22 protein-coding genes are annotated in these 25,580 nt (G+C 47.6%); 10 read left to right on the top strand and 12 right to left on the bottom strand.

Annotated elements, in window-relative coordinates:
* Window positions 1-5 precede the first annotated feature (5 nt).
* On the top strand, window positions 6-1,496 hold the full coding sequence (gene pyk, locus MYF79_RS11450) for a pyruvate kinase (protein WP_176842283.1): 1,491 nt from the start codon (window positions 6-8) through the stop codon (window positions 1,494-1,496).
* A gap of 81 nt (window positions 1,497-1,577) precedes the next feature.
* On the opposite strand, the gene MYF79_RS11445 is transcribed toward pyk, so the two are convergent.
* Window positions 1,578-4,424: a TonB-dependent receptor domain-containing protein gene (locus tag MYF79_RS11445; RefSeq protein ID WP_247814003.1), complete on the bottom strand. Its 2,847-nt coding sequence runs from the start codon at window positions 4,422-4,424 to the stop codon at window positions 1,578-1,580.
* 503 nt (window positions 4,425-4,927) lie between these two features.
* Between MYF79_RS11445 and MYF79_RS11440 the strand changes: the two genes are divergently transcribed.
* From MYF79_RS11440 to MYF79_RS11425, 4 genes are all read left to right on the top strand, one after another.
* Window positions 4,928-5,929 carry a helix-turn-helix transcriptional regulator gene (locus MYF79_RS11440; RefSeq protein ID WP_247814002.1) on the top strand — a complete coding sequence of 334 codons (1,002 nt, stop codon included), beginning with the start codon at window positions 4,928-4,930 and terminating at the stop codon, window positions 5,927-5,929.
* 106 nt (window positions 5,930-6,035) lie between these two features.
* Window positions 6,036-7,394 (top strand): NAD-dependent succinate-semialdehyde dehydrogenase, encoded by a 1,359-nt coding sequence (locus MYF79_RS11435; RefSeq protein ID WP_247814001.1) that lies wholly within the window; start codon window positions 6,036-6,038, stop codon window positions 7,392-7,394.
* 48 nt (window positions 7,395-7,442) lie between these two features.
* Window positions 7,443-8,384, top strand: a complete 942-nt coding sequence (coaA, locus tag MYF79_RS11430; protein ID WP_247814000.1) for a type I pantothenate kinase — start codon at window positions 7,443-7,445, stop codon at window positions 8,382-8,384.
* Window positions 8,385-8,401: 17 nt separating this feature from the next.
* Window positions 8,402-8,977: a Crp/Fnr family transcriptional regulator gene (locus MYF79_RS11425; protein ID WP_247813999.1), complete on the top strand. Its 576-nt coding sequence runs from the start codon at window positions 8,402-8,404 to the stop codon at window positions 8,975-8,977.
* Here the strand turns inward: MYF79_RS11425 and MYF79_RS11420 are convergent.
* Window positions 8,970-9,419: a DoxX family protein gene (locus MYF79_RS11420; RefSeq protein WP_247813998.1), complete on the bottom strand. Its 450-nt coding sequence runs from the start codon at window positions 9,417-9,419 to the stop codon at window positions 8,970-8,972. The two genes, MYF79_RS11425 and MYF79_RS11420, sit on opposite strands and share 8 nt — an antisense overlap.
* A gap of 171 nt (window positions 9,420-9,590) precedes the next feature.
* On the opposite strand from MYF79_RS11420, the gene MYF79_RS11415 reads away from it, so the two are divergent.
* Complete coding sequence (locus MYF79_RS11415; RefSeq protein WP_247813997.1) at window positions 9,591-10,124, top strand: YceI family protein; 534 nt, start codon at window positions 9,591-9,593, stop codon at window positions 10,122-10,124.
* 8 nt (window positions 10,125-10,132) lie between these two features.
* Window positions 10,133-10,528 carry a DUF4407 domain-containing protein gene (locus MYF79_RS11410; protein WP_247813996.1) on the top strand — a complete coding sequence of 132 codons (396 nt, stop codon included), beginning with the start codon at window positions 10,133-10,135 and terminating at the stop codon, window positions 10,526-10,528.
* Between the two features lie 159 nt (window positions 10,529-10,687).
* On the opposite strand, the gene tssD is transcribed toward MYF79_RS11410, so the two are convergent.
* From tssD to MYF79_RS11385, 5 genes are all read right to left on the bottom strand, one after another.
* Window positions 10,688-11,074 (bottom strand): type VI secretion system tube protein TssD, encoded by a 387-nt coding sequence (gene tssD / locus MYF79_RS11405; RefSeq protein WP_199658192.1) that lies wholly within the window; start codon window positions 11,072-11,074, stop codon window positions 10,688-10,690.
* Between the two features lie 115 nt (window positions 11,075-11,189).
* Window positions 11,190-11,702: a type VI secretion system TssO gene (gene tssO, locus MYF79_RS11400; protein WP_247813995.1), complete on the bottom strand. Its 513-nt coding sequence runs from the start codon at window positions 11,700-11,702 to the stop codon at window positions 11,190-11,192.
* 21 nt (window positions 11,703-11,723) lie between these two features.
* Entirely contained in the window at window positions 11,724-12,899 is a 1,176-nt protein-coding gene (locus MYF79_RS11395) for a hypothetical protein (RefSeq protein WP_247813994.1), read from the bottom strand.
* 78 nt (window positions 12,900-12,977) lie between these two features.
* A complete protein-coding gene (locus MYF79_RS11390; protein WP_247813993.1) occupies window positions 12,978-13,838 on the bottom strand; it encodes a TssN family type VI secretion system protein in 861 nt (286 codons plus the stop codon).
* 74 nt (window positions 13,839-13,912) lie between these two features.
* Window positions 13,913-14,866, bottom strand: coding sequence for a type VI secretion system baseplate subunit TssG (locus MYF79_RS11385; RefSeq protein WP_247813992.1), 954 nt, complete (start codon window positions 14,864-14,866; stop codon window positions 13,913-13,915).
* Between the two features lie 182 nt (window positions 14,867-15,048).
* Here MYF79_RS11385 and MYF79_RS11380 point away from each other — a divergent pair, with 182 nt between their 5' ends.
* From MYF79_RS11380 to MYF79_RS11370, 3 genes are read left to right on the top strand one after another with little or no spacing between them, the layout of a single operon-like run.
* Window positions 15,049-16,086 (top strand): PKD domain-containing protein, encoded by a 1,038-nt coding sequence (locus MYF79_RS11380; RefSeq protein ID WP_199658197.1) that lies wholly within the window; start codon window positions 15,049-15,051, stop codon window positions 16,084-16,086.
* A 17-nt stretch (window positions 16,087-16,103) separates the two neighbouring features.
* A complete protein-coding gene (locus MYF79_RS11375) occupies window positions 16,104-16,535 on the top strand; it encodes a GPW/gp25 family protein (protein WP_199658198.1) in 432 nt (143 codons plus the stop codon).
* A gap of 9 nt (window positions 16,536-16,544) precedes the next feature.
* The gene (locus tag MYF79_RS11370; protein ID WP_247813991.1) at window positions 16,545-18,374 is read left to right on the top strand and encodes a hypothetical protein; all 1,830 of its coding nucleotides are present in this window, start codon (window positions 16,545-16,547) and stop codon (window positions 18,372-18,374) included.
* A 421-nt stretch (window positions 18,375-18,795) separates the two neighbouring features.
* Here the strand turns inward: MYF79_RS11370 and MYF79_RS11365 are convergent, their stop codons facing one another.
* From MYF79_RS11365 to MYF79_RS11345, 5 genes are all read right to left on the bottom strand, one after another.
* Window positions 18,796-19,845, bottom strand: coding sequence for a lytic transglycosylase domain-containing protein (locus MYF79_RS11365; RefSeq protein WP_247813990.1), 1,050 nt, complete (start codon window positions 19,843-19,845; stop codon window positions 18,796-18,798).
* Window positions 19,846-19,857: 12 nt separating this feature from the next.
* Window positions 19,858-20,727: a hypothetical protein gene (locus tag MYF79_RS11360; RefSeq protein WP_247813989.1), complete on the bottom strand. Its 870-nt coding sequence runs from the start codon at window positions 20,725-20,727 to the stop codon at window positions 19,858-19,860.
* 90 nt (window positions 20,728-20,817) lie between these two features.
* Complete coding sequence (locus MYF79_RS11355; RefSeq protein ID WP_199658202.1) at window positions 20,818-22,194, bottom strand: DUF5458 family protein; 1,377 nt, start codon at window positions 22,192-22,194, stop codon at window positions 20,818-20,820.
* A gap of 24 nt (window positions 22,195-22,218) precedes the next feature.
* Window positions 22,219-22,665 carry a hypothetical protein gene (locus MYF79_RS11350; protein ID WP_247813988.1) on the bottom strand — a complete coding sequence of 149 codons (447 nt, stop codon included), beginning with the start codon at window positions 22,663-22,665 and terminating at the stop codon, window positions 22,219-22,221.
* A 54-nt stretch (window positions 22,666-22,719) separates the two neighbouring features.
* Window positions 22,720-25,173, bottom strand: a complete 2,454-nt coding sequence (locus MYF79_RS11345) for an AAA family ATPase (RefSeq protein ID WP_247813987.1) — start codon at window positions 25,171-25,173, stop codon at window positions 22,720-22,722.
* Window positions 25,174-25,580 lie beyond the last annotated feature (407 nt).

Here is a 25,580-nt window from a genome sequence, read left to right as displayed (position 1 = left end):
GAGCTATGAGTACAAAAGATTTATCAAAATACGTACACAAACAGATGGATCATGAAGCTTCCCGTGCGCATTCCCAGCACAAAACCAAAATCGTAGCAACTGTCGGCCCTGCCTGCGATACCTATGAAGGCTTACTTGCATTAGTAAGAGCCGGCGTTAACGTGTTCCGTCTGAACTTTTCACATGGCTCTCACGAGGATAAACTGCGTATTATCCAGTATATCCGTCAGATCAACAAAACTGAGCCTTACAACGTAGCCATCCTGGCTGACCTGCAAGGCCCTAAACTGCGTGTTGGTGAGATCGAGAACAATGCATTACCATTGGTAGCTGGTCAGATCCTGACCTTCGTGAACGAGAAAGTAGTGGGTAACGCTGTAAAGATCTATGTATCCTACGCAGACCTGCATAAAGACGTTAAACCAGGACAGAAGATCCTCCTGGATGACGGTAAAATTGAAACAGTAGTAAGAGAGATCACTGCCGAAGGCGAGATCAAAGCTGAAGTAACCCTGCCAGGTGTATTGTCTTCCAAGAAAGGCTTCAACCTGCCAGACACCAAAGTTTCCCTGCCGGCACTGACCGAAAAAGATATCGTGGACCTGGAATTCATCATCGATCACGAATGTGACTGGGTTGCCCTGTCCTTCGTTAGACACGTAGATGACCTCCAGCTGATCCGCAAACGCCTGAAAGAACGCAATTCCAAAATGAAGGTGATCTCCAAGATCGAGAAACCTGAAGCTATTGCTAACCTGAAGGAAATTATCTGGGAAAGCGACGGCGTAATGATCGCCCGTGGCGACCTGGGTGTGGAACTGCCTGTAGAGCAGATCCCAATGATCCAGAAAGATATCATCCGTAAATGTATCCACCGTGCCAAGCCTGTAATCGTGGCTACGCAGATGATGGAAAGCATGATAGACCGTACCCGTCCTAACCGTAGTGAGATCACTGACGTGGCTAACGCGGTACTGGAAGGGGCTGACGCCGTAATGCTGAGTGGTGAAACCGCAACAGGTCAGTTCCCTGAGCTGGTGATCCAGACCATGAGAAAGATCATCGGTGAAGTTGAGAAAGAAGACATCATCTACAACCGTAACCTGATCCCTCACCGTCACTCTCCTACCTTCCTGAGCGATGCACTGTGTTACAACGCCTGTAAGATGGCAGAAGACCTGGATGCTGATGCGCTGATCGGTATGACCCAGAGCGGTTACACCGGTTTCATGCTGAGCAGCTACCGTCCGCGTTCTCCGCTGTTTATCTTCACCAAGGAAAAAACACTGGTAAATCAGCTGAGCCTGAGCTGGGGCGTACGCGCCTTCTTCTATGATGGCGAAGAAAGCCTGGACGGCATCATCTCCGACCAGATCAATATCCTGAAAGAAAGAGGCTTTGTAAAACCTGCTGACATTGTAGTGAACACAGGCAGCACGCCAGTAGCAGAGCACCTGCCTACCAACACGATCAAGATCTCTACTGTTGCTGAATAAGCATGGGTGGAACAACATTATAGTATAAATAAAAAGGTCTCGTATTACACGAGACCTTTTTATTTATACTTACATCATCCATTATAATGTCAGCACAAAACGCGTAAAGAGACGGATACCATTGAAGCCCATCTGCACTGCATCCCATGCGCCACCGCTCTCGCTGTCGTAAGCTGATAACCTGGCTCCATTTACAACGCCCAGTGAAGGGTGTACATTGAAGATATTATCAGCACCAATGAACCAGTTCAGTTGTTTGGTGAATTTATAATTTACAGCCAGGTCTGTTACAGCCTTGCCTTTGTATTTGAATAACTCAGGTACGAGTTTGTCAGGATCGCTGTCCAGGCCTACAACCGGATTAATACCCGTACCAGCCAGGTCTCCGCTCCAGCCATAACCATACAGTTCTACTTTACCGAAATAGGTCACGTGAGCGCTTACACCAAACTTGTCGATGCCATAGTCGAGGTTCAGGCCAATTTTTACCGGAGGCGCAGATGCCAGTACAAAACGCTCCTCACGGTCGCTGAAGAAAGATTTTCTATGCAGATAAGAGTCATTCAGTCTTTCCGGTACATTGATCTTATCGATCTTCATGTGCTGGAAGTTAGCCGCTACCAATGCCCGGAAGCGCTGGTTCGCCCAACGTTTGTTATAGTCGATCACCACGTCTATACCGGTGTTGGTCGTATTTACCGCATTGGCAAAGAACTGTGCATTATCTATATGCAGCTGGTTCAGCGTATTGTACAGTTCCTGGGACAAGGTAGTATCGCCGGCGCTGAACTGACCAGACAACACGATCCTGTCTTTTACCTTTACAAGGTAACCATCCACTGTTACTGACAATGCGCTCAATGGTTTCCAGGTAAAGCCCAGGCTTGCGTTCACTGATTTTTCCTGTTTCAGGTCAGGAATACCTGCCGCCCTGGTAATACTGTTGGTATTGGGAGCGATCTTTACTTCAGTAATAGTTCCCCCTTGTACGTTAGTGTACTGGGAACTAAAATTGATCTGCTGTAGCGAAGGAGCACGGAAACCAGTGCTGACAGAACCACGGAGATTAAAATTGGACGTTACTTTATAACGGGTGGCAAACTTATAATTGCTGGTAAAACCAAAATCGCTATAGTTCTCCGCACGTATAGCAGCCCCTATCAGCCATTTCTTTGTTACGTCCAGTTCCGCATCCACAAAACCGGCAATATTGGAACGGTTAGCATCCACTTCATCGGAAGGGCGGTAGCCAGGGAAACCCTGTGCGCCGGTAGCCTTGAAGAAAGTAGGATCATAGTTTCTGTAAGAAGCTTCCTCACCTGCATAGATCTTATAATTCTCATACCTGTACTCTGCGCCAAGGGCCAGGTGCAAGCCTGCTGCTACGCCAGGGAGCTCCTTACCCAGGGTCAGGTTAGCTGTATTCTGCAGGAAAGAAAATCCGCCATCGTCAAAATGGGTAGGCGTGTTAGCGCCCATGGAGGCATTAAAGGTCTTATCGCCAAAGAAGTGAAAATTATTGCGGCCCAGCACATTGCTCAGATCCCAGGTCCAGCCGTTGCCAAATTCGCCTTTAATACCAGCAGCTGCTGACCAGTCGTCGATCTTGTTCTGAATATGCGGATCAAACACTGTGTCGTTAGGCAAACCACCGGGAGATGTAACCGGGTACATAATATCCTGGTAGAAGATCAATTTCCCGTTCGCGTCTGTCGGGAAACGGTCGGGATGCCCGCTGGAGCTGGGGTTATTTCCGTTGAAATGCCTGGTATAAGCATAGGCATCGGAAAACTTATGATTATATCCGCCGAAGGCATAAAAGGTGGTACGGCCATCCGAGAAGGGCAACTCCAGGTTCAGCATGCCGCCACCGGTAGTTTTGGACGCATCGCCATAAGACCTTCTTACCACGTTAACAGGCAAGGCATCGGCGTGGGCCAGGTTGGTATCCAGCACCTGGCGGAAGGTTTTGCCCTGCTTCTGGAAGTTACCGGAGAAGTTCAGGAAGCCGCCGTTCTTGCCCAGAGGCACACCATAACTTAGTCCGACAGAAACTGCGTTACCGTCTATCGCACCGTTGTTCTTGTATTGATTTAATTCCTTACCAAAGTAAGTATTGTATTTATGGTCATAATAACCGGCATAACCGGCATTTACATACAGGTGGTTCACCTCTTTCTTCAGAATGATGTTGATCACACCGGCGATAGCGTCTGACCCATATTGAGCGGAAGCACCGTCGCGGAGTATCTCTACACGGTCAATCGCTGCCTCGGGAATGGCATTCAGGTCAGTCCCGGAATTACCACGCCCACGTGTACCGTATACGGCCACAAAGGCTGTCTGGTGACGGCGTTTGCCGTTCACAAGCACGAGGGTCTGATCCGGCCCCAGGCCACGGAGTGTGGCGAGGTCTATCTGGTCAGCGCCGTCACTACCACTTTGCTTGTTATAGTTAAAAGAAGGTGCAGACACGTTCAGCAGTGCTGTCAGGTCCATCTTGGCAGTAGGATAAGCCGCCTGACTGAGGGAAATGACATCCACCGGAACAGGGGTCTCGATCTTTGCCCGTCCTCCGGAACGGGTACCTACCAGCACCACCTGGCTCAGCTCCGATACGGTGGACACAAGTTGAATATCCACCGTGGTGCGGCCGTTTATGGGTACAGATAAGGCCCTGAAACCAATTGCACTGAGTTCCAGCACATCATCTGACTTTGCTTCAATGGAAAAGGTCCCATCCTTGCCCGTCAATGTACCGGAAGCGCCCTGTTTCACCCTCACAGTGATTCCTTCGAGTGGTACTCCTGTGGTGGCATCCGTGACTTTACCGGTTATTCTTTGCTTCTGGGCATACACCGCCGTTAATGGTACATACAGGCATAATAATAAGAGTACAATACGAATTAGACTACTGGTTGACTTCATTTGTGTTTAGTTTGGGTTATTGTTAAATATAACCTATTTCAGGCATATAGATAAAATAGCGTTATTGTACTCAAGTATTAACTACTGAATGTTATAACATTTATATCTCATCTATTATCATGGATTTGCCTTGAATACTAACACATTTTTCCGGCACTTGTTTAGTACTACCCTGCCAGGGTCAGCTTTGGGATCGTGCCCCCCAATCGCAATACCTCATCCGTTAACGAGTTATTAACCTTTAGCAATGAACAAAAGGATAATTTTATGATCAGATAGCCATTAAAATTATAATGTAATGCTATTGTTTGTCATGGTGAATGTTCGCTGTTCAAAATAACGATTTACCTGTCTTGTTATCCTGAGGTTGCCACCGCCTTTTCATTGCAAGATAGCTGTTAACGCTGCAACTGATAACACGTTATGTCTATCCCGATAATGTTCATACCGGCAATGCCGGGTGAATGTTGCGCTATTTTATCATCCACAAAACCAACCAAAAAATGTTATTGCTTTCACCATCCTTTGAATTCTTTAAAGACATATTTTCCGTTGCGGATGTTCCCGGGAGATTTGCCGGCGCTGTTATCAAACATTCCACTATGGTGCTGCATGGCGATGCCCGGAAAACGGTTTTCCAGCAGAAGATGGCAGCGGGTCTGTTCGAAGTATTTGAGCACCAGGTCATATGTGAAGCACAGGAAATAGAGGTATTGCCTACTCCATTGAAGCCCTCTCTTCACCTGCATATATCACTGGACAATAATAATGTAGATGCATTTGTAAACGGTACTGAAAGCGTAGAGCTGAAGAAAGAAGAAGTGAACCTCTTTTACCTGGAAGCGATCAACGTTGCAATTATTCCGAAAGGCAAGCATTGTTTTTTCCATATCAGTTTCAAAAATGACACCTTGTTCCGGATGCTAAAGCAACCCATGTTTAAACGGCTGTTGTATACTATCAGGGAGAAGATACGGGCGGCAGAAAAGAGCAAGGGCGGGATGATCAATGAGCCGCGCCAGGTAATGCTGGACGCCTATTTTATGATGCTGGTACAGGACATCCGGCATTGCCGTTTTAACGAGGCAGCGGCCATCTGTTACCGGGAGAAAAAGGCGATGCTGATGCTGGAGCATTTCATACGGCGGCTGTTACCGCCCAGGGAGAAGAAGATCGAACTGACAACACATGATATCATTATGCTGGACTATGTGAAAGAATACATCAAATGGAATGTACACAGGTCGCTTACTGTTAAGCATCTGAGTCAGCAATTCAATATCGGCGCTAACTTCCTGGAAAAAGGTTTCCATCAGCTGAATGGCGTTTCGGTCAATCATTTCGCCCACCTTTACCGTATGGAAAGCGCCGCCGGGCTGCTGGCCGATCAGGAGATGCCATTGAACAGCATTCCCTTGTTGACCGGTTACAGCGACTTCAAATCTTTTGCTGTTGTCTTCAAAAAGTATTTCAATTGCAGCCCTTTGCTGTTCCGTTATACCTGATAATTTCCACGCATCATCCCTTTCACGGGAGATGCTGTATAAACCTTACATTTACACTGTTGCAGACAGGCATATATGTTGTCTGCAATAGTGTAAATTGTTTTATATGAGCACCTTCAGAAGTATCAATCCATACAATCAGGAAACAATAGCTGAATATGCCCCTCATACGGAGGCTGATATTGAACAACGGCTTGCATGGGGCCACCAGGCTTACCGTCATCTATCGCATACCAGCCTGCAGGAACGTTGCAACTGGATGCTGACCCTGGCCGGTTTGTTGAAGACGAATGTAGAAAAACATGCTGCCCTCATTACCCGGGAAATGGGAAAAACGCTCAGGGAAGCAAAGGCAGAGGTATTGAAGTGCGCCACATCTGCAGAATACTATGTCGGACATATCGCAGAAATGCTGCAACCCAAACTCATTCACTCGGATGCGCAGCAAAGCTATATATCATATGATCCCAAAGGCATTATACTGGCTATTATGCCCTGGAATTTCCCCTACTGGCAGGTGTTCCGTTTCGCCATTCCCAACCTGCTGGCGGGCAATACGGCCCTCCTGAAACATGCCAGCAATGTAAGCGGTTGCGCACTGGCTATGGAAGACCTGTTCCTGCAGGCAGGATTCCCTGAAGGGGCCTTCCAGGCATTGCTGATCAATTCGAAGAATATTGAACCCGTAATAGCAGATCCACGTGTACAGGGGGTCACCCTTACAGGTAGTACCGCTGCAGGTATGAGCGTCGGGGCCCTGGCAGGGAAATACATCAAAAAATCCGTCCTGGAGCTGGGCGGCAGCGACCCGTTCATTGTGCTGAAAGACGCCAACCTGGATGAAGCCGCTAAAACAGCAGTAAAGGCGCGTATGCAAAACGCAGGACAGTCCTGTATTGCGGCAAAACGCTGGATTGTGGAGGAAGCCGTCCTGGGCGATTTTACTGACAAGGTGAGTAACATTCTCGGCAATATGCGCCAGGGAGACCCTTTCAGCGAGGAAACCGATATGGGACCTATGGCGCGGCCTGACCTCGCCGCAGAACTGGCCCAGCAACTGAAGCAGACTGTCTCCCAGGGCGCCAGCCTGGCATTGGGCGGACAGCACCAGGAGGCCAACTTCGTTCCTACCCTGCTTACCGGCGTACAACCCGGCATGACGGCCTTCGAAGAGGAGACCTTCGGCCCCCTGGCGGTGATCATCAAAGCGGCCAACGAAGACCATGCCATCCAGCTGGCCAACCAGACACCCTTCGGGCTGGGCTCCTCCCTCTGGACCACCGATCTTGATAAGGCCCGGCGACTGGCCCGGCAGATAGACAGCGGGAACGTGTTCATCAATGCCATGGTACGTTCAGACGCGCGCCTGCCCTTCGGAGGCGTGAAACAGTCCGGTTATGGCAGGGAACTGGCGCTCGAAGGCACACATGAATTTTTGAATGTTAAAACGGTTTATATAGCTTAGCAGCCTGAAAAGACAGGTAACAACACGTAAACTGGCAACAAAATCTTCATGACGAGGAATAATTATGCTCCCTATATTACGATCAGCAGGGAAGAATGGGCAAAAAGGAGTGACGATCCTATGTTACACCTACTGAACGACATCGACACGCTGCAGGGGCTGAACGAGCCGCTGACAATGGACGAGATCACCCAGATATATGTACCGCTTTCCCGCCTGCTGAACCTGTATGTGAGCAGTGCTCAGCGGCTCCATGCTGCCACAAACAGCTTTCTGGGCAGTCAGTTCCTGAAAGTGCCTTTTATTATCGGCATAGCCGGTAGTGTGGCTGTGGGCAAGAGCACAACAGCCCGCGTACTGCAACGTTTGTTGTCAGCGTGGCCCAACCATCCCAAGGTTGACCTGGTCACTACAGACGGCTTCCTTTATCCTAACAGGGTATTGGAACAACGTGGGATCATGAACCGCAAGGGCTTCCCTGAAAGCTACGATATCCGCCGGCTGATACAGTTCCTCGCCAATGTTAAATCTGCCAGGGAGCGGGTTTCCGCGCCGGTGTACAGTCACCTGGAATACGATATCCTGCCCAACCAGCTGCAATGGATCGAATCGCCCGATATCGTGATCGTTGAAGGCGTGAACGTATTGCAGGTAAGGCCGAGACAGCAGCAACGCGAGCCGACTATCTTCGTATCTGACTTCTTTGACTTTTCCATTTATGTGGATGCTGAACTGGATGACCTGCAACAATGGTACATTGCCAGGTTCAAGTCCCTGCGACAAACAGCCTTCCAGAACCCGGACTCCTATTTCCACCGGTATGCACATTTATCTGATGCAGAATCAGAAGAATTTGCCACCAATATCTGGAATGAGATCAATAAGCCCAACCTGGAGCTGAACATCATGCCTACCCGCTTCCGCGCCAGCCTGATACTGGAAAAGGGCAATCACCACTTTGTACAATCGCTGAAACTAAGAAGGATCTGATTCTAAAATACAGACAAATGCCAGATATCAACGAGGTAAGACAGGCCTTATTACAGCTTGACAAACATTCGGCGGATAACTGGCACCTATTTGAGCCCTTACTGCAGCCGGTGGAGTTCAGTACCGGTTCTTTTCTTGCGCATATGGGCAGGGTCTCGTCCGCCATCTATTTTATCTCCTCGGGTATTGTAAGGGTATTCACGGTACACCAGGACAAGGAAGTATCCCTCGATTTCGCATTTTCAGGGCAGTTTTCGACCGCCTATGCCTCATTCATTACCCAGCAGCCTTCTGTCGTCTCTTTACAGGCTATAACGCCTGTAAATGGCTTTGCCTTCTATCATGATGATCTCCAGGAATTGTACAAAAGGAGTCATGCTGCAGAACATACCGGCCGTTTACTGGCAGAATACCAGTACGTCCGTAAGTATCAGCGGGAACTGGCCTTTTTACAGTACAGCGCCAGAGAGCGATACCTGCAATTGCTGGCAGAGCATCCGCAGGTAGTACAGCATATCCCCGTAAAGTATATTGCCTCTTACCTGGGTATAGCCCCTGAAAGCCTGAGCCGGATCAGGCGGGAGCTTACTTAAACGCACACCACCACACCCAGGCCATATAAACAGGCTGAAAGGCCAGCCGGCTCCAGGTATACCAGGGTTTTGCCGGTAGTCCGCCGGGAGCAGGTAATTGTTTTACCGCCACATAGATATTCGCCGGGAACATAAGGATCAGCAATACGATCAGTCCCCAGGCTGCATAGCCCCTAAGGCCGGGGATCAATAATCCAATTCCCAGTATTATTTCGAGAACACCGCTGATCAGTACCAGTTCTAATGCATATGGCAGCCAACCCTCGATCATGTATGTCAGCTTGCGCGGCGTGGCAAGGTGCATGAAGCCTATCAACACAAACATCACCGCAGCGGCCACCTGCGCATCATGCTGCCACTGCTGCAACCAGGGGATATGGAATAAATGGCCTGCCAGCAGTAATAATAGTCCTATTGATAAAAGTCCCGAAAGGAATGCCATAATCTTATTTTTGATACAAAGTTGCTGTAAAACCGCTCCCGGCGGACTAACATTTGTTAGCTTTTGTGCCTGAAGGACATCACTTATTAACATTTATTTATAGGTATCGTTTTTGCAGCAGAATAATTATCCGATTACATTTGAACCACACAATCACTAATGAACACTACAATGAAAAAGGCATTTTATCCATTTGCAGCTGCCATCATTCTGCTGGCATCCGCTTTCACTTTTGTATCTTCCCAGAACTGGAAGATCGCAGAAGGGCATTCCATTAAATTTTCAGGCTCCGGCGCCAATGGTATCTTTAAAGATCTGAAGGGGCAGGTAATATTTGATGAAAAGAACCTGGCCGCATCCAAATTTGATGTGACTATCGATGTAACTTCCATCAATACCGGCAATGGCCTGAAGAATACACATGCAAAAGGCAGTAAGTGGTTTGATGCTTCGAAATATCCCACCATTCATTTTGTTGCATCAAAAGTGACTAAGACCGCAGCGGGTTATGAAGCGCAGGGAGAACTGGAAATGCATGGTGTAAAGAAACCGTTCAATGTTCCTTTCACTTTCACCAGGAACGGCAGCGGCGGTACTTTCAATGGCAACTTCGATGTAAACCGTGTCGATTTTGGTATCGGAGAAGCCGGAGGCAGGGTTGACGACGTGTTCAAATTAAATGTAAGCGTTCCTGTTACCCAATAAACAATTACATGTTTAAAAGATATTTCTTCACCGGATTGGCAGCGGGCATTCTTTCAGGGCTTGCTGCCTTTTTTTATTCCCGCATCTACCTTGCTGCGCTGGAAGTTTCCTATGGCAGTATTGTGTCGCCGGCCAGCATATTCAGCGCCTCCCTGTTTGCCGGTATGTTGATCGCGTTGTTTTCTTTTTGCATAGACCGGCTCTTTAAAAAAGAGATGGAGGCTTTAACAAGCCTGCTGCTTGCCGGCGGTACACTTGTCAGCATTATTATTCCTTTTATGATCAGTCTTCCTTTAGATGTGGACCACCCGGAATTGTTTCCGGGGCTTGTTGTGCCGATGCAGTTGTTTCCTGTGCTGGCCTGGTTTGCGTTCAAACCTTTCTTCAGCAATTCGCGCGATTGATTGGCGGTTATATATCTGTGTTTATAGCATAATTGACATACTATTGCCCGCATCCACTCCGGTTTCATATAGCATATGGTCTGTGCCCGATTGTAAAAAGCCCCCGCGTTATCCGCGGGGGCTTTGGCATAATTTCGTTAAGCTAACAAATCATACCACTCATACCCATTCGTTGATATGGGTGCCACTGCCCATGCTCAATTCCCGGGCAGAAATGGTGAATGCAACGGTCATCGGGCTCTTGTCATCAGCGTCAAAAGACTCTTCAAACTTCACCAGATAACCTTCTTTAAAATTGAGCTTTTTCAACTCGGCATCAGAATCTCTCTTGAAGAATGTAACGGTGCCATCTTTTCTTTCAAAGTTGTTCACCATCCATTCAAAGAGGTCTGTTTCACCTGTTGATTCAACAACAAGACGGATGCGACCACCACGGGTTATTGATGAGGGGCGGCCGGTAGCGTCTACTTCCTGTGTGAGATCGTAGCTGCAATGTTTTACTACCATTTTTTTGCCAGCTACTTCAAAGACTGATTTGAAGGACATGATGGGTTAAATGTTTAAGGTTTGCAATAAAGAATTAACAAATGAAGCTAACTATTTATGTATTTATCTATGTTCCAAATTTAAATTAATCCTTTAATACGACCAAAAATTTAACTCATCTTGATCTCATTATCTGTCTGTTATAATCAAGTTCATTCCTCGTCGTTTCCAATTCCCTGTTGAGATCTGCGATCTTCTCTTTCAGTTCTGCAATAGTCTGTTGTGCATTCTGTAAACCTCTCATTTGTTGTTTGCTCTGTTGAATGGACAATAAATTCTGAATAATATTATTGTACAGCCCGTAGTGCGTTACTGATTCTTTCGGGATAGTATTACGCATGTTCACCAGGTCCTGTGCAATTACCTGGTCCATATAATTGGCATTCTGATTAGGCAGATTAATAGAATCAAGATTATTCTTTACCTTCTCCATCTTCTGCAGGAACTCGCCCTGAAAAGCCTGCTCCTGGCGGAAAGCGCTCAATTGCTTGCGCAGTGCTGCGTTTTCCCGTGAAGGTACCTGGAAGTTAAAAAATACGGCCAGCACAAAAAGCCCTACAGTAATAACGAAGAAAAGCAGGAACCATAGGAAGGCGGATGTTCTCTCCTGTTTGTTTAGTACACGCATGTATTATATTGTTTGAATGAATCAATCTGTGAAGAACCATCTTTTGGTCTTGTGTTTACGCAGGTATTCCGCATCTTCGGCAGATTCCTCTTTCACAAAAATGCCGCTGTCTGTTTTACGTCCGATGTAATCCAGCCTGCTCAGGCTTTCAAACAGCTTGCTGACTGCGCGTACAAACGGGATCATAGGTTGCAGGCATTCCCTCACGTCGATATGTTTATAACGGATATTGGCGCAATTGACCATGAGCGATTCCAGTTCTCCCTGCCGCAGTTCGCACCACTCAGAGAAATAGTTCAATAACTCTTCTTTACCTGTGCCTGCACGCAGGTCAACTGCATTTTTAATAGTGCGCGCCAGGCCTGCCACTACTTCCAGCATGGCTGCGGGCGACTGGTACATGCCTAACCAGCGGAACTGTGAAATACGGGTGCCTAAATATTGCACCAGCCTTTCTGTGATGTACAATACCACCTGTGCAAGATCATTGTTCTGATTCCTGCCATAGATCTTCTGTACGATCTGTACACCGTGCAACTCCAGCTGACCAAGGAACTGGTCCAGCTCCTGGTGCAGGTCTGCCAATGAAGGGTGAGCAGATACAATACTGGTAGGCGGTATATAATCATCATCCAGCTGAGGCCTGCCATCTGCAACAGTGATACGGCCGAGCACCATCTGGTAGCTGCCCAGCTGCCCCTGCGGCAACTGCGATGCCGGCTGCACGAACAACTGGTATTCAGGCGTCGCATATGGAAGGCGTGGCGGATCTTCATGCAGCAGCGGTTCTCCGCTGGGCTGACGGTCGAAGGGATTCACCTGGATCATGATATAGTAAGCCCCCTCTGTATGTTTTGGGTCCCAGCTGAAAGTGGCTTCCGGGAATGTCGTTGCATATTTCAATGAATGCACGGTATGCTCAGGGATCTCTATCCGGGCGCCACCTGGCGTAACAGCACGGCATTCCGTCAGCTTAATACGCCACTGATGCTGATTGTCTGTTACAAACCAGCAACGAAGAGATTCCTTGTTCTCTGCTTTAGCCGGCAATAGTCCAAAGTTCTGCGCATGCAAACCGCTGGAAATAGCATCCCGGATCTGATCAAGCATCGCATTTTCTGTTTCTACGAAATGCTGCTTCTTTATTTTCATTCCATCCACCCAGTTAACGGGAAAATGTTTGAGCGGCTCTGCCATGGGATGATTGTTTACGTAAGAAATGATTGTTTACATATAAGGGATCAACTGTGCAGGTCAACTACTACGGTCAATGATTCAATTGTTGTTCAACACGATCCTGTTACAAATGATCACACTATTTTCCTGCATACCATTCATGAACACCGGCTTCTCAGGATCCAGCGTGCGGGCTATTCCCAGCCATCTTGACTTGAGGTGGAACACCCATCCGTAAGGCTGTCCGTTCTGATCCATCACATCTATCGGTGTATTTGGATAGCGGTCGTTGTAGTCATTCACAAAATGATAGAACAGGTCGCCCAGGTCCATCTTAATGGGTGTGCGTGCCCTGAAATAGGTACGGTCGCTGTCTTTGCTGTTCTTCTCCAGCTCGAATCCAATCACGATCAGGTCTCTCATATCTTCTTCATTCACTTCCGGCTGTTCATGATAGGCAGGGTATTGCCACCACTTATGCACTTTCGCCGGTATAGCCATCATCTTTTCAAAGGTCTTATACACAAAGGTGGGCAATGCGAATGCAAGGAAACAGGTCAGCATCGGGTAATACAGGAAATCTCCTTTCGTGAAAAGGAATTGTACAAGCATAAAGCCTATACCGCCAAACAACCAGATGGCCACTATGAAAGACAGTTCAGAACCAAGTGTACGTTCATTGGCCCAGAACCGTGTATACATAATATGGCAATGGGCAATGCCAAGACCGAGGAACCATACCTGGTAGAAGAGATACTGGCTGACCAGGTTCTGATGTGTGAAGAGGAAAGGAATGGAGCTGATAACTGCAAATGCAAGTGTGAGCAAAAACAGGTACCACAATGCCTTTTTCTTATATAGGGTAAAGTTTTTAATATAACGGCTCAGCAATCCGACTATCAGAGATCCGACGGCCAGTATGGCGGCTAATACAAGATAAATTTTCGCTTTAAGTATCATAGTTTTCCAATTGGGAAAAGGGTTAAAACAGTTTACGGCGCCAACATTACATGCAAAAATAGTTCCATTTAAGGCTACAGGAAAAAATTATAGCCCATAATTCCCTCTTTATACCTGCTATCGGCCACAACTACCTGTTTTTCATCGGGATGTGGTTCCAGCAAGGTTTCCGCTTCCACATCTGCCGGCATCAGGAAGCCCAGGCAGGTATCCAGTAATTTACCATAAGGTTGCCAGGAAAGGAAATCGTATACCCGGCGATGTTGCAGCGGACCTACTTTTACAAGTACCCGCGGCATATCGGTGTAAAACAGGTTGCCAGTCATCGTATCTACACCCAGCCTGCATTCTCCCAGGCCGGTCTGATTGCCGGTGGATACAGCCACTGGTCCATTTTCAAGGGTGATCACTACCGGTTCATCCAATATGGCCTGTAAATATAATTGCACCAATGGCAGATTGCCCGCTATACGATGAATATACGGTAATAACCTGATAAGTTTATTAAGCGGCCCCCTGGGAAGTCCCTGCGGAATACCCCAGAAAGAAAGGAACAAGGCATCCGCATCTTTCCCGAATGCATCAAACAAAAGGTGCTTCTCCCTTTGTTCAAGGAATACACGTTGCAGGAAAAATTCATGTTCCAGTGGACGAAAGAATTTACGGGCTTCCTGCTCTTCCTGCTGATGTTTCTTATAGTTCGCCACCATTTCACTTACCTCCTGCTGTTTCTGCGGCGAGAAGGTATGAAACAACCCTTCAGGCAAGCGGTCGTACAGGCCATCGCGCGACAGCGTCAGGGTGATAAATGGATGATAGGGTTGTGAGTCATCCAATTGTGCATCTAAAATATCTTTATTAAAAGCTCTTGTAAAAACGTTCTTCATTTGCACTGCCACTTCTGCTTCCTGCACATCATTGTCCAGCAGCTCACCTACCACTACTTCGGCGCGCACGTCATAATGCAGACGTTGGATATGATCAATGACTTCTTCAAGCACTGCGGCTTTTTGGGCATTATTTACCATCAACGGGTTAATTTAGGTTTTTCGATTAATCAGGGTCTTATTTTCAGGCTTTCAGCCAATATAACAGTTATTAAAATTTCAACTACGAATGTAGGTTGTTTAGTCATTTATCTAAAAAAATATTTAAAATTGCAGAAATTGAAAAACCCATGACCCCGCGCAAGACCCAAAATGAGCGAAAGGTGAATTCGTACAGACCCTTCAGCAAAATTACAAGCCATATTGACCCGATGGTATTGTATACATTCCTGTCATTATTGGCTATCAGCATAGTTTTGCTGGCATTCCAGGCGTCTAACCGGGAAACCTGCAGTGAGGCCGCAATCGTACTGGCCAGCCAGCAGCACGCCGGCAAAACCAGTTCATTTACAGCCGGTGAAGTGATCACGTTCAGGGCAGATCTGAAAGGTGGCAGCAACGATGGACTGAGCTGGGACTTCGGTGATTCCACCGCCGCCGCACCAGGCCTCCAGGTATATCATGCCTTCAGCAAGGCAGGCAGTTATACCGTTACTTTACGCCGCGGTAAATGCGACTGGCGCCAGGAAGTAATTGTATTGAATGCACCACCCGAAAAAGAACCCGACACCAGGGGAGACATTTACCCGGTCATAGAAGGCCCGGATGAAGTGTTTGTCGGACGATCTGTTACCTACTCCAATCATCTGCCCAATGCCACCAGCTGGTCATGGCAACTGTTACAGCCCAATGCAGATACCCATTCCGGCAATTCAGTGAAATATACTTTCGGTTCGCCGGGAGAACGTATCCTGTCACTGATCGTGAACGGAGACAGCAGTAAGATGGTGACCAAACGCATCACCGTATTCCCTGCTCCTGCCCAGCGCCCTGCAAATGACCATTTTGAGCCCATTCCTTTCCCTGAAGAGCCCAAACCGGCTGATCCATCAGCCGGAGCTGCTGCGGTGCCGGAAAAGCCTAAAACACCCGCTATTTCGGACGATGAGTTTAAGTTCTTCCTGACACAGGTGATCGACAAGCAGAAAAATGCCTCCGATTTCTCACAATACCTGTGCGACAATCTCGGGGCACGGGTGCTGCTGAATGATAAAGAGACTGATACTTTTTCACATTTCTGCTCCAGGATCCGTGGTAAAAAACGATTCAAAATAGAACTGGTGAACCTGATCAAAGATCAGAACGGTTGCGTGAAAGAGATCCGTGTGAGATATGACAAGAAATTCCTCGGTATATTCTGATCATTTACACTGCCTGTATGAAAAATCAGTATTATAAACTGCCACTGGACTTTTCCCGCATCCTGCAAAAGAAAGACCTTCCGGACTGCAGCCTGGAAGAGTCCGTGGCCCAGCATATACACCTGCTCATCACTACCGTACTGGGAGAGAATAAAGACGATCCGCAGTATGGCTGCAAACTGTGGGACTCGGATTTCGACATCCGGGCTTCCAACAATGAAGTGAAAGAGCAGGTGGAGATGGCGGTAAAAGCCTCCATCTCGCGCTATGAACAGCGGTTAACACAGATCAGGGTAATGGCAGTGGTCAGCCAGGAAGAGCTCACCGGCCTCAGTTCACGCAAGGTCAAAAAGAAGATCAAAGTGACCATCACCGGCACCCTGTCCCGCAATAAAACACCATTCCACTACAGCAGCTTCTTCTATGTGAGCCCGCTGTCGTACGATTAAAGCCATACCATGCCCAGAGAACAAAAAGAACGGATAAAAGACCGCATGCTGAAAACAGCCGCCAGGCTTTGGGGTTATCCCGACGCAGAAGTAGAATCTTCTTTTGACCCCATTGTGCAGTTGTTACTGGAAGCCTGCGCCAGTGAACTCGAAAAGATATCGGGCGAGGTAGACGTATCGCATGCCCGGCTGGTGGAAAGACTGGCCCAGATCATGATGCCGGAACCTATTACGAGCAGTCAGCCGGCCTACGGCATACTGCATGCATCCAGCAATGAACCGGCTACCGTTATTACGGCAGAGCATCAACTTTTCCACACATTGCGGAACGGCTTCAATTCGAAAGACCTCTTCTTCATGCCCCTGACCAGGCACCGCCTGTTCCGCGGACAGGTAAAATACATGGCCCTCGGCAACAAACTGTTCGAGACCCGTGAGCACTGGTTCAAGGAACAGGTGCTACAGGGCGTCCTGCAGCCGGACACCCCTCCCAATCATCTGTGGCTGGGCCTTTCCCTTGAAGGCAACCCCTCCCTCGATGAAATGTCCTTCTTCTTTGATCTCAGGAATGCCCACCAGCAGGAAATGTTCTATTACTACCTGCCCCTGGCCCGTTTCTTCCTGGGTAATACGGAACTTACTGTAAAGAACGGTTATAGTCACAGCCGCGATATTGCCTCCGAAGAGCTCGACAATATCATGCAACCGGCCTTTGATACGAATACACGATACAGCCAGCAGATATTACAACGTTTCCGGCATCACTTCCTCACCATCAGTAAGCCGGCATCACTCCTCTCCCAGCCCACCCTACCTGCTGCCCTGCAACAGGTATTCGGACAGGGACTAACAAAGCTCCAGCCAGATATACAATGGATCAGGGTAGAGTTCCCGGAAGCCATCCGGCACACTTTGCTGGAAGACCTGTTCTGCAATATCAACTGCTTCCCTGTTGTCAATAAACGTATCAATGAGCAGTCCCAGCGACTGAACCGTTATCTCAACATCATGCCGCTGCATACATCAGATATTTACTTCGATATAAAACGGGTATATGATGTAGCGGGAACAGACTATCATGTTCGCAACTTCACTACTACCGGCGAGATGCAGGAAGGAGAATTGGTAGTACGCAGCAGTGGTATCGGCAGATTTGACTCACGTGAGGCCAAGGAGATCATTGCTTACCTCATCGAAGTGATCAGGGATGAAAGCTCCCTCTTTGAAGAAGTGCGGAATGATTATGTTGCCAGCCGTATACGTGAACTGCATCAGCTGATCGCCTCTCTCGAAGAGCAGTTACAGCCAGGCATCAACCGGGGCAACATTCCCTACCTGATGATCAAGCCCAGGGAAGACGCAGATTTCCTCTTCATAGAATTCTATACTACCAACGGTAGTATTGCCAACAATATACGCATGGGCAGCCGCTTACAAGAGTATGGCAGTGTGCAGCTACAGCCCGGCTCCATCACTTTATTATCCAACACCCAGGGTGGCAAGGACCGTCTCAGCATTGATGAGAAGATCAATCTTTACCGCTATCACCTGCTCAGTCGCAATCGCATTGTTACACCTGAAGATATCAAAGCACTGTGCCGTTACGTGATCGGCAATGAACTGCGGGAAGTAACAGTATCCAAAGGCGTGTCGGTACTACCCGGAGCTACTGAAGGTTACAGCCGTACCTTAGATATCAGGCTGACACTTTCGAAGCCTTCCGGTGCATACGCCCTGGGAAATCTTGTTTATCTCAAAGATGAATTACTGTCACAACTGAAGGAGCATTCAGCGAATAATTATCCTTACAGGATATTTATGAATGAAGTGTTGATGTGAGGATAGATTAGCGCCGGTACACGTTAGAAGAGAAACGCGGGCGGGTATCATACAGCAAAGACCAATTCTTAAGCGTTCAAGACAAGCAAAGACAGAAAAGAAAGAAAAGAAAGAAAAGACAAAAAAGACAGACAAGACAATAAAAATCACACCACGCTATCCTCATTGGACGCCCCGTGTAGCGGCGGTTTCAGGAGGAGACTACTGGCCTTAGTTATTTGAAGCCAGCTGCCACGCTTGACGGGAGTTAAATCGACATCCACCGCCGACACGATTCCAAAGGTCCAATAGCACGCAGCTTCAAAGAACTACAGCCAGTGGTCCCTCCTGAAACCTAGCGAAACCTGAACGCGGAACAAAAGCTAATCAACATTCCACGTCAAAATAGTGCAGCTTCAAAGAACAGGTAAGCAGATTAAGACTAAATCTTCAACAACCGCACATCCTCCCCTGCTTTCAATGACGCCGCCGGCACTCCCTTCCTTCCCCCCGCATCACACAGTGTAATCGTATTCCCGAAACCAAGATCCACATACACCCGATCACTCACAATCCATCCCCGCCCCGACAATTTCGTGTTCTTCCTGATATACACCCCATTTGCCTGCAGGTCATCCAGCAGCAGAACACTCACCAGCTGACCATCTTCGAAGGTATTACTCCGCTGTAACCTCGCCGCAAAGACCGCCGCAGCAACAGGAGCCTTAGTCCTTGATTTAACATCCACCGTAATGCGGATCGATTTAAAATCTTTATTCGCCTGTCCAGGCTGTACTATACCAGAGGAAGGCCCTGCAAATACAGAGACATTCGTATTCTCTTTGTTGAACACATTATATCCGAACCCGGGAATATACAGCTCCGGACTCTCGAACAGTTGCTTAATAGCGATGATCTTGTAAATGTATTGCGCGGTTTCATTGTTCAGCACCAGCTGATAGTAATCACTGCTCCCCTGCCTTTTCATATTACGGGAGATGTTGCCTGCACCAGCATTATAAGCGGCAGCAGCGAGCGTCCATGAATGCAGCTGTGCATATAGCTGCTGAAGATAACGGCAGGCGGCATGTGTAGATTTCAGCAGGTGATTGCGTTCGTCATTATCATATCGTACCTCCAGTCCCATAGCCGCTGCTGTAGCCGGCATAAACTGCCAGACGCCCTGTGCCCCTACTGCGGAGGTGGCGTTGGTAAAACCGCTTTCAACAACCGGCAGGTATTTAAAATCTTCAGGTATATTGTACTGATGTAAAATGGGGATAATGACCGGGAAGTAAATATCAGTCTTTGCTTTCAGCACCGGTAAAAAGTTGCGGTATTTCAGGTGTCCCTTGATAACATCCATTAGCTTATAGGAAACAAAGTCGCGCTCCATAGGCACTATCTCACCGCAGAAAGTAACCTGCGCGGCGCCTGTCAGCGCAAACATGCAAAGACAGCCAACAAACAATATGTGAATAATCGTACGCACGTGAATGAATGACTATTTGCTGATCATATATTTGGGCAAGGCGCCTGCGGGTGTATACAGCACTACCTGGTTCTCGGTGGCCTTGTTGTACATCACCAGGATGATCTCATCATCCTTTTTAAAATCCCGCGCAGCAGCAACAAATACAATATTTTCATCTGCCTTACCGGCAACAGAGGCAACTCCTTTCCTGTAAAGCACAGGCATTGTGAATAAAGCGGCGGTATCGGCCTTTGTCTTGTGCATCAGTGTTACTTTCCTGATCTCGTATGCTTTTCCGGAACGGTTCCTGATATGAAAGCTGAAATATGCCAGGTTGTTGAGGCTCATGGCCTGGGAAAAGCTGAGCGTAATACCGTCGGCAGTTGTTTCATACTGGTGACCACCCTTTCGCTGCTTCCGGAAATCTTCTGCAATATTGCCAACTGTTACCGTGTCAATACCAGATGCGGCTAAAGCGGCGTCGTTATCCTCTGCGGAATTGTCTTCAGTTTGTTGGGAAGTTGTATTACTTCCCGCGCCGGAATTGCCGGCGACTGTCTTGTTGTTACTTGCAGAAAGATTGTATTTCAGGCGCGATAATTCTGCTTTATCACGGAATGCCAGTATCAGGTAATGGATATTGTTCCCTTCCCTGATCACGAGGTTAGTAGGCTTAGGATTGGCCACTGTTGGCCGTATAAATACTACGTTACCATCTACTATGCGATAATCATAATCTGAATTTTTACCATCTCCAATCTGGAATGTAGTGATTGCTGATCCACAGGTAATAAGGGTGACAGCGCCTTTAGTTGTAATAATGCTATCTGTCTGTGATTGTCCGAGCGCATTGCACCATGACAACAAAAAACAGAAGACGCCTGTTAAGACATACTTCATCTGATATTCTTTTCCTTTCTTTAATTTTAAAATGATGAGAAACAGTGAAGCTGAAGACGACGACGCCATTCAGCTTCACTATTTTTCATATCAGGATTTATCCTGCTCATATTCGGTATCCCATTCTGTTGCATCTTCCCCTTTATGACCCTCCATTTTGATCATGAAGTTCTTGGCAGGGAAGTATGGTTTCAGATGTATATTGAGGTGAATACGATCTTTCTGAATAGGGTCCTGCTCAAACTTACGGACATTAAAGTCTTCGATCAGTTTATCAGGTCCCGTAATGCTGTCCAGGAAACGAATGATCTGTTTCATCAGGTCTTTACGGGTATTCGCATTGAAGTTCTCGAAAGCACGGCGGTTCAGGAAGTCCATCAGCACTTTGGTAACATAATCGAATACACGCACTACGGAGTAGGTCTGCAGACCGATATTATCGCCATTGAATAAAGTTTTGGCGCTGAATGCCATCACCTTGCCATATTCCTTCACCATAGGGATCAGCCCCATTTTTTCCAGGCTGGCTATTTCACTCTTCTTCAGTTCAAATTTTACACCATCCACTTCATTCATACCACCGAATTTCTTACCTGCGGTTACCTGCGACATCAGCGTTCTGTAGATCTTACCAGCCAATGCTCCGGATGGGGGAACATAGAGGTTATCCTGTTCATTGATCTCGTCGAACTTGCCGCGTCCTACCAGCCAGTTACAGGTCATGATCACGTTTGAACGGTGTACTTCTCCACCGGTGAGATTCGCCAGTTCAAACATTTCCATCACATCGTCAGGTGCATCAAGATGAGAGAAATCTGTTAGCAGCATGACCTTATTTTCATAAGCGATCTTTGCCCATTTCTCCAACACCTTATTGGAGCCGAGATAACCGGGAACAACCAGCAGGCTATAGTTATCGCGCAGATCGAGACGGTCATAATTGCTGACCAGCTCCTGGTGAATGGCATCGATAAAGCGGGTATTGTCCAGGTCTTTTAACTGGTCCAGCTCTACGTTGATGAAGGCAACGTTCTTTACCTTATCTGATTCTGTATTCTTGAAGAACAGTGCAACGTTACGGTAGGATTGCTCGAGTTCGCGTGTAGCTTCCACTGCTTCAGACAGGTTGTTGTTCAGCACTCTTTCTGCCTGTTCTGAATGTTCTGTACAGAAGCTGACCATATCCGGCAGGTCCTGCGCTTCGGTAAGCACTTTCTCCCAGAGTTCGAGGGTTTTCTTCAGTTTCTCCCTTTCACCTTTTTTGGTGCTTTCTGTCAGGAAGATATTACGACGCGCTTTACGTTCGGGGTTAAGGTTCTGTACACCTTCAATGGCGCCTTCCAGCAGGTCGAAACCGCCGTACTTGGCCAGTATATCCATATTTTCCTGCAGGGACACGGGCTGCTGCTTCGCGGCCGCGGTTTGCAGCTCTTCCGGCTGCTCCTGCTGTTTTTGTAATTCTGCCATAAGAACAAGTTGTCAATTGTCAATTTACTTTGTGTTCAGGTCTGCCACCAGTGCCCGGATCGATTCCAGTAATGCCTGTCTTGCAGCGGGATCAGCCAGGGCCGTCTTCAGCACTTTGTTTGTTTTCAGATGTTTCATGATCTTGAGGTACTGTTCCTTTTCAGTAGCGAGGTTATTCAGGAAAGCACTCTGGGCGGTAATACCCTTTACGCCGAAGTCTCCCAGGTTGTGGAACTCCAGGTTCTCAGGAATAGTACGTCCCTCCGCGTCGTGGAACAGCATGTTCACAGCAGGCTTGTAATGTTCGAACACCGCTTCTACAGTAGTTAGTCCCTGCACGATTTCCGGTTTGACAGGTGTTTGCTGGGTTAACTTTTCAGCAAACAGGGTCCGGTTATGAGAGATCTCAACAATGGCCTCATTGGCGTCGAGTTTCACCTCGTTACCGCCAATACCGTAATTGTCATTCATATCAATTGGTTTTTACAACAATAAATGTTCTATGGTCCTTCTTCCTATCCCGGCTTACACTTCCTGAGCGCCGGTATGCCATTGGAGCGTACCATCAGCGTCTACATCCAGCTTAACAGTCATGTGGGGTTGCAGGCTACCTTCTATTATCATACGGGATAAGGGCTTTCGTAACCTGCTACGGATCACTTCTTTCAATGGACGTGCGCCATATTGCGGCGAATATCCTTCTGCCGCCAGTTGCTCTCTTGCAGCAGCAGACACTTCCAGCGTGATCTGTTGCTGCGCAAGTAACTGCAGCAGATGTTTAAGATGAATATCAAATATCTTCACAACGTTCTCCTGCTGAATAGGGCCGAATGGCACGATCTCCGTCAACCTGCCAAGGAATTCGGGTCTGAAATTCCGCGACATGATCTCCATCAGTTGCTGGGAGGATGGTATTACTCCCTGTCTGAACGACTGGGCAATCACATCACTTCCGATATTGGAGGTGAACAGGACCAGGGCATTTGAAAAATCGCCGGTCTTACCCAGGCGGTCATGCAATTTACCTTCATCCATTATCTGCAGGAAAATATCAAATACTGATGGATGTGCTTTTTCTATTTCATCAAACAGGACTACGGCATAGGGTTGCTGACGGATCTTATTTACCAGCAATCCCCCTTCTTCATATCCAACATATCCCGGCGGTGCGCCATATAGTAATGCCGCCGAATGTTCTTCTTTAAATTCGGACATGTCAAACCTGATCATGCACCGCTCATCCTGGAACAAGAAGTCTGCCAAAGATTTTGCCAGCTCCGTTTTCCCGGTACCGGTAGGCCCCAGGAAAAAGAATGAACCTATCGGCTGACCAGGCCTGCTGAGACCGGAGCGCGATTCCAGTATAGCGTCGGCCACCGTCTTCAACGCATGGTCCTGCCCTACTACCCGCTTCCGCAACTCGAGGTCCATGTTCACCAGCCGTTCCCGTTCTCCCGACTGGATCTTACCCAGAGGTATACCTGTGCTCTCAGCGATCATAGTGGCCAGGTCCGTCTTTGTAACCGCTGTATGCTGCGTCTGCACCAGGGGTTCCAGTTGCCCGGCAATATTGTTCAAAACGGCCTTCAATGCAGGCACATCATCGATCTTATACACATCCTGTTCTATTTGTAAATGGGTGGTCAGTAATGCGCTGAAACGCCGCATACATTGCTGGTACCACCACAGTAATTCTTCTTTATTATCGCCCGCTGCCTGCAGCTTTACCTGCAGGTCTGCCAGCGTTTGCGCACCGGTATCCTGGGTGGTACGTATGGCCGCCAGCGTGCGGTCCAGCAGATTAACAGCACTGTCCGGTAAACTGCGCTCCTTGAGATAGCGGCGTGACAGTTTAATGGATTCCGTGATCACATCGGGCGCCACCTTCAGGTTATAATAACTTTCATAATCCGGCATCACCGCCTGTATCATACGTGCAGCCGTCGGTTCATCGGGTTCGGATAATTGTATGATCTCAAAGCAATGACGCAGCAGGCCATCCGGTTCTATCAGTTTACGATAACCTTCCGGCGTACTGGTAGCGATCAAGGTGATATCCCCCTTATTCATGGCAGCCTTCAATACATTACCGATGCCACCGGCGGAACCGGGTTGCTTATCCAGCAGGGTGTGCAGGTTGTCGATGAATAACACGTGCCTACCGGCACCCTGCAATTGTGAAATGATCTGTTGCAGGCGGTCTTCCAGTTCGTTTTTATAAGCAGCGCCTGCGATAAAGGCGCCATAATCCAATGCATAAATATCGGTTTGCTGTAACTGCTGCGGCGCCTGTTTACTGACAATAGCGAGGGCCAGTGCATCAGCAAGGGCTGTTTTACCCACACCTCCTTCTCCTGTTACGAGGATGCTGGAACGACCTTTACGGGTCAGTATCTCGAACATGGAACGTACCTCCGCATCACGTCCGGCAAGTGCGTGTTTTGTTTGCAAACGTTGCGGATCCGTAAGACGATATATATATTTCTGCGCGGTAGTTTTACCTGTAACAAGCGTTGTTTTAGGCGCCGTGCTATTATTATCTTTTTTATTAAAATGAGTGAGCAATTGTGCTCTCTGCAGGGGAAATGTTTTCAACTGTTCAAATGAAAAGCCCACACCTGGCGTACTAAGAGCTATCAGCAGGCACCAGGCATCCGCAGCATCAAGATCATATTCAAGCCTTACTGCATCCGCTTCCTGCAATACATTTGCAGCATAATCATCTGCTTCAGGTTCCTCCGGTGAACGACCAGCCTTGGGTATGCTGTCCAGCCTCACCTCTGCCCATTCTTCCAGGTAATAGGTATCTACATCCATAGCCTGCAGCTGTGGCACAAGACCAGTCTCTTTATGCAGACATGCCAGTAGCAGATGAGCGGGCGTATAGTTCACATGGTGATGTTCTTTTGCCAGCGCCTGCGCAATGCGTATTGCCGCCTGCACCTCGGGAGCATATATGGTATACGTAGTCAGGGTCATTTGGGTCGTTCCAGGTTTTTCAGTTAACTGTTTAAGGGTTACATAATATTACATAGATCTGTTACTCAAATGTAATATCGGGTTTTAATTAATTGAAGTAAAGATACAGCGAAAATGTATATGAAATATTTATTACGCACAGGAAAGAGGGATTAATATATTATACTATTTGTAAGTATCGTGTATACATAGTTTATACAGCTATAACAGGGAATAATTACATAAGAAGATCAGTGAACAAATGATAAAAATAACACAGATATCACCTTATTAAGCGCCAATATCTTCGAGATAGTATAGCGATTCGGTGGGAGCTATAACCTATAGGCTCTCTACTATAGCATTATAGGCACATTTCTATAGCAAACGCTATAGAAATGTAGGTGTAATGTAGGACTATACTGCCT

Source organism: Chitinophaga filiformis (assembly GCF_023100805.1).
Lineage (GTDB): Bacteria > Bacteroidota > Bacteroidia > Chitinophagales > Chitinophagaceae > Chitinophaga > Chitinophaga filiformis_B.
The sequence above is the reverse complement of the archived record's forward strand: the minus strand, read 5'-3'. Positions and strand labels throughout refer to the sequence as shown.

What these genes read in the sequence shown, in the direction of transcription:
- MYF79_RS11370 (WP_247813991.1), top strand. Translation starts at nt 16,545, where the DNA reads ATGCCCAGAGAACAAAAAGAACGGATAAAAGACCGCATGCTGAAAACA.
- MYF79_RS11435 (WP_247814001.1), top strand. Translation starts at nt 6,036, where the DNA reads ATGAGCACCTTCAGAAGTATCAATCCATACAATCAGGAAACAATAGCT.
- MYF79_RS11360 (WP_247813989.1), bottom strand. Translation starts at nt 20,727, where the DNA reads ATGAAGTATGTCTTAACAGGCGTCTTCTGTTTTTTGTTGTCATGGTGC.
- MYF79_RS11395 (WP_247813994.1), bottom strand. Translation starts at nt 12,899, where the DNA reads ATGGCAGAGCCGCTCAAACATTTTCCCGTTAACTGGGTGGATGGAATG.
- pyk (WP_176842283.1), top strand. Translation starts at nt 6, where the DNA reads ATGAGTACAAAAGATTTATCAAAATACGTACACAAACAGATGGATCAT.
- MYF79_RS11425 (WP_247813999.1), top strand. Translation starts at nt 8,402, where the DNA reads ATGCCAGATATCAACGAGGTAAGACAGGCCTTATTACAGCTTGACAAA.
- MYF79_RS11385 (WP_247813992.1), bottom strand. Translation starts at nt 14,866, where the DNA reads ATGGTAAATAATGCCCAAAAAGCCGCAGTGCTTGAAGAAGTCATTGAT.
- MYF79_RS11345 (WP_247813987.1), bottom strand. Translation starts at nt 25,173, where the DNA reads ATGACCCTGACTACGTATACCATATATGCTCCCGAGGTGCAGGCGGCA.
- MYF79_RS11440 (WP_247814002.1), top strand. Translation starts at nt 4,928, where the DNA reads ATGTTATTGCTTTCACCATCCTTTGAATTCTTTAAAGACATATTTTCC.
- MYF79_RS11390 (WP_247813993.1), bottom strand. Translation starts at nt 13,838, where the DNA reads ATGATACTTAAAGCGAAAATTTATCTTGTATTAGCCGCCATACTGGCC.
- tssD (WP_199658192.1), bottom strand. Translation starts at nt 11,074, where the DNA reads ATGTCCTTCAAATCAGTCTTTGAAGTAGCTGGCAAAAAAATGGTAGTA.
- MYF79_RS11445 (WP_247814003.1), bottom strand. Translation starts at nt 4,424, where the DNA reads ATGAAGTCAACCAGTAGTCTAATTCGTATTGTACTCTTATTATTATGC.
- tssO (WP_247813995.1), bottom strand. Translation starts at nt 11,702, where the DNA reads ATGCGTGTACTAAACAAACAGGAGAGAACATCCGCCTTCCTATGGTTC.
- MYF79_RS11410 (WP_247813996.1), top strand. Translation starts at nt 10,133, where the DNA reads ATGTTTAAAAGATATTTCTTCACCGGATTGGCAGCGGGCATTCTTTCA.
- coaA (WP_247814000.1), top strand. Translation starts at nt 7,443, where the DNA reads ATGACGAGGAATAATTATGCTCCCTATATTACGATCAGCAGGGAAGAA.
- MYF79_RS11415 (WP_247813997.1), top strand. Translation starts at nt 9,591, where the DNA reads ATGAAAAAGGCATTTTATCCATTTGCAGCTGCCATCATTCTGCTGGCA.
- MYF79_RS11350 (WP_247813988.1), bottom strand. Translation starts at nt 22,665, where the DNA reads ATGAATGACAATTACGGTATTGGCGGTAACGAGGTGAAACTCGACGCC.
- MYF79_RS11420 (WP_247813998.1), bottom strand. Translation starts at nt 9,419, where the DNA reads ATGGCATTCCTTTCGGGACTTTTATCAATAGGACTATTATTACTGCTG.
- MYF79_RS11375 (WP_199658198.1), top strand. Translation starts at nt 16,104, where the DNA reads ATGAAAAATCAGTATTATAAACTGCCACTGGACTTTTCCCGCATCCTG.
- MYF79_RS11355 (WP_199658202.1), bottom strand. Translation starts at nt 22,194, where the DNA reads ATGGCAGAATTACAAAAACAGCAGGAGCAGCCGGAAGAGCTGCAAACC.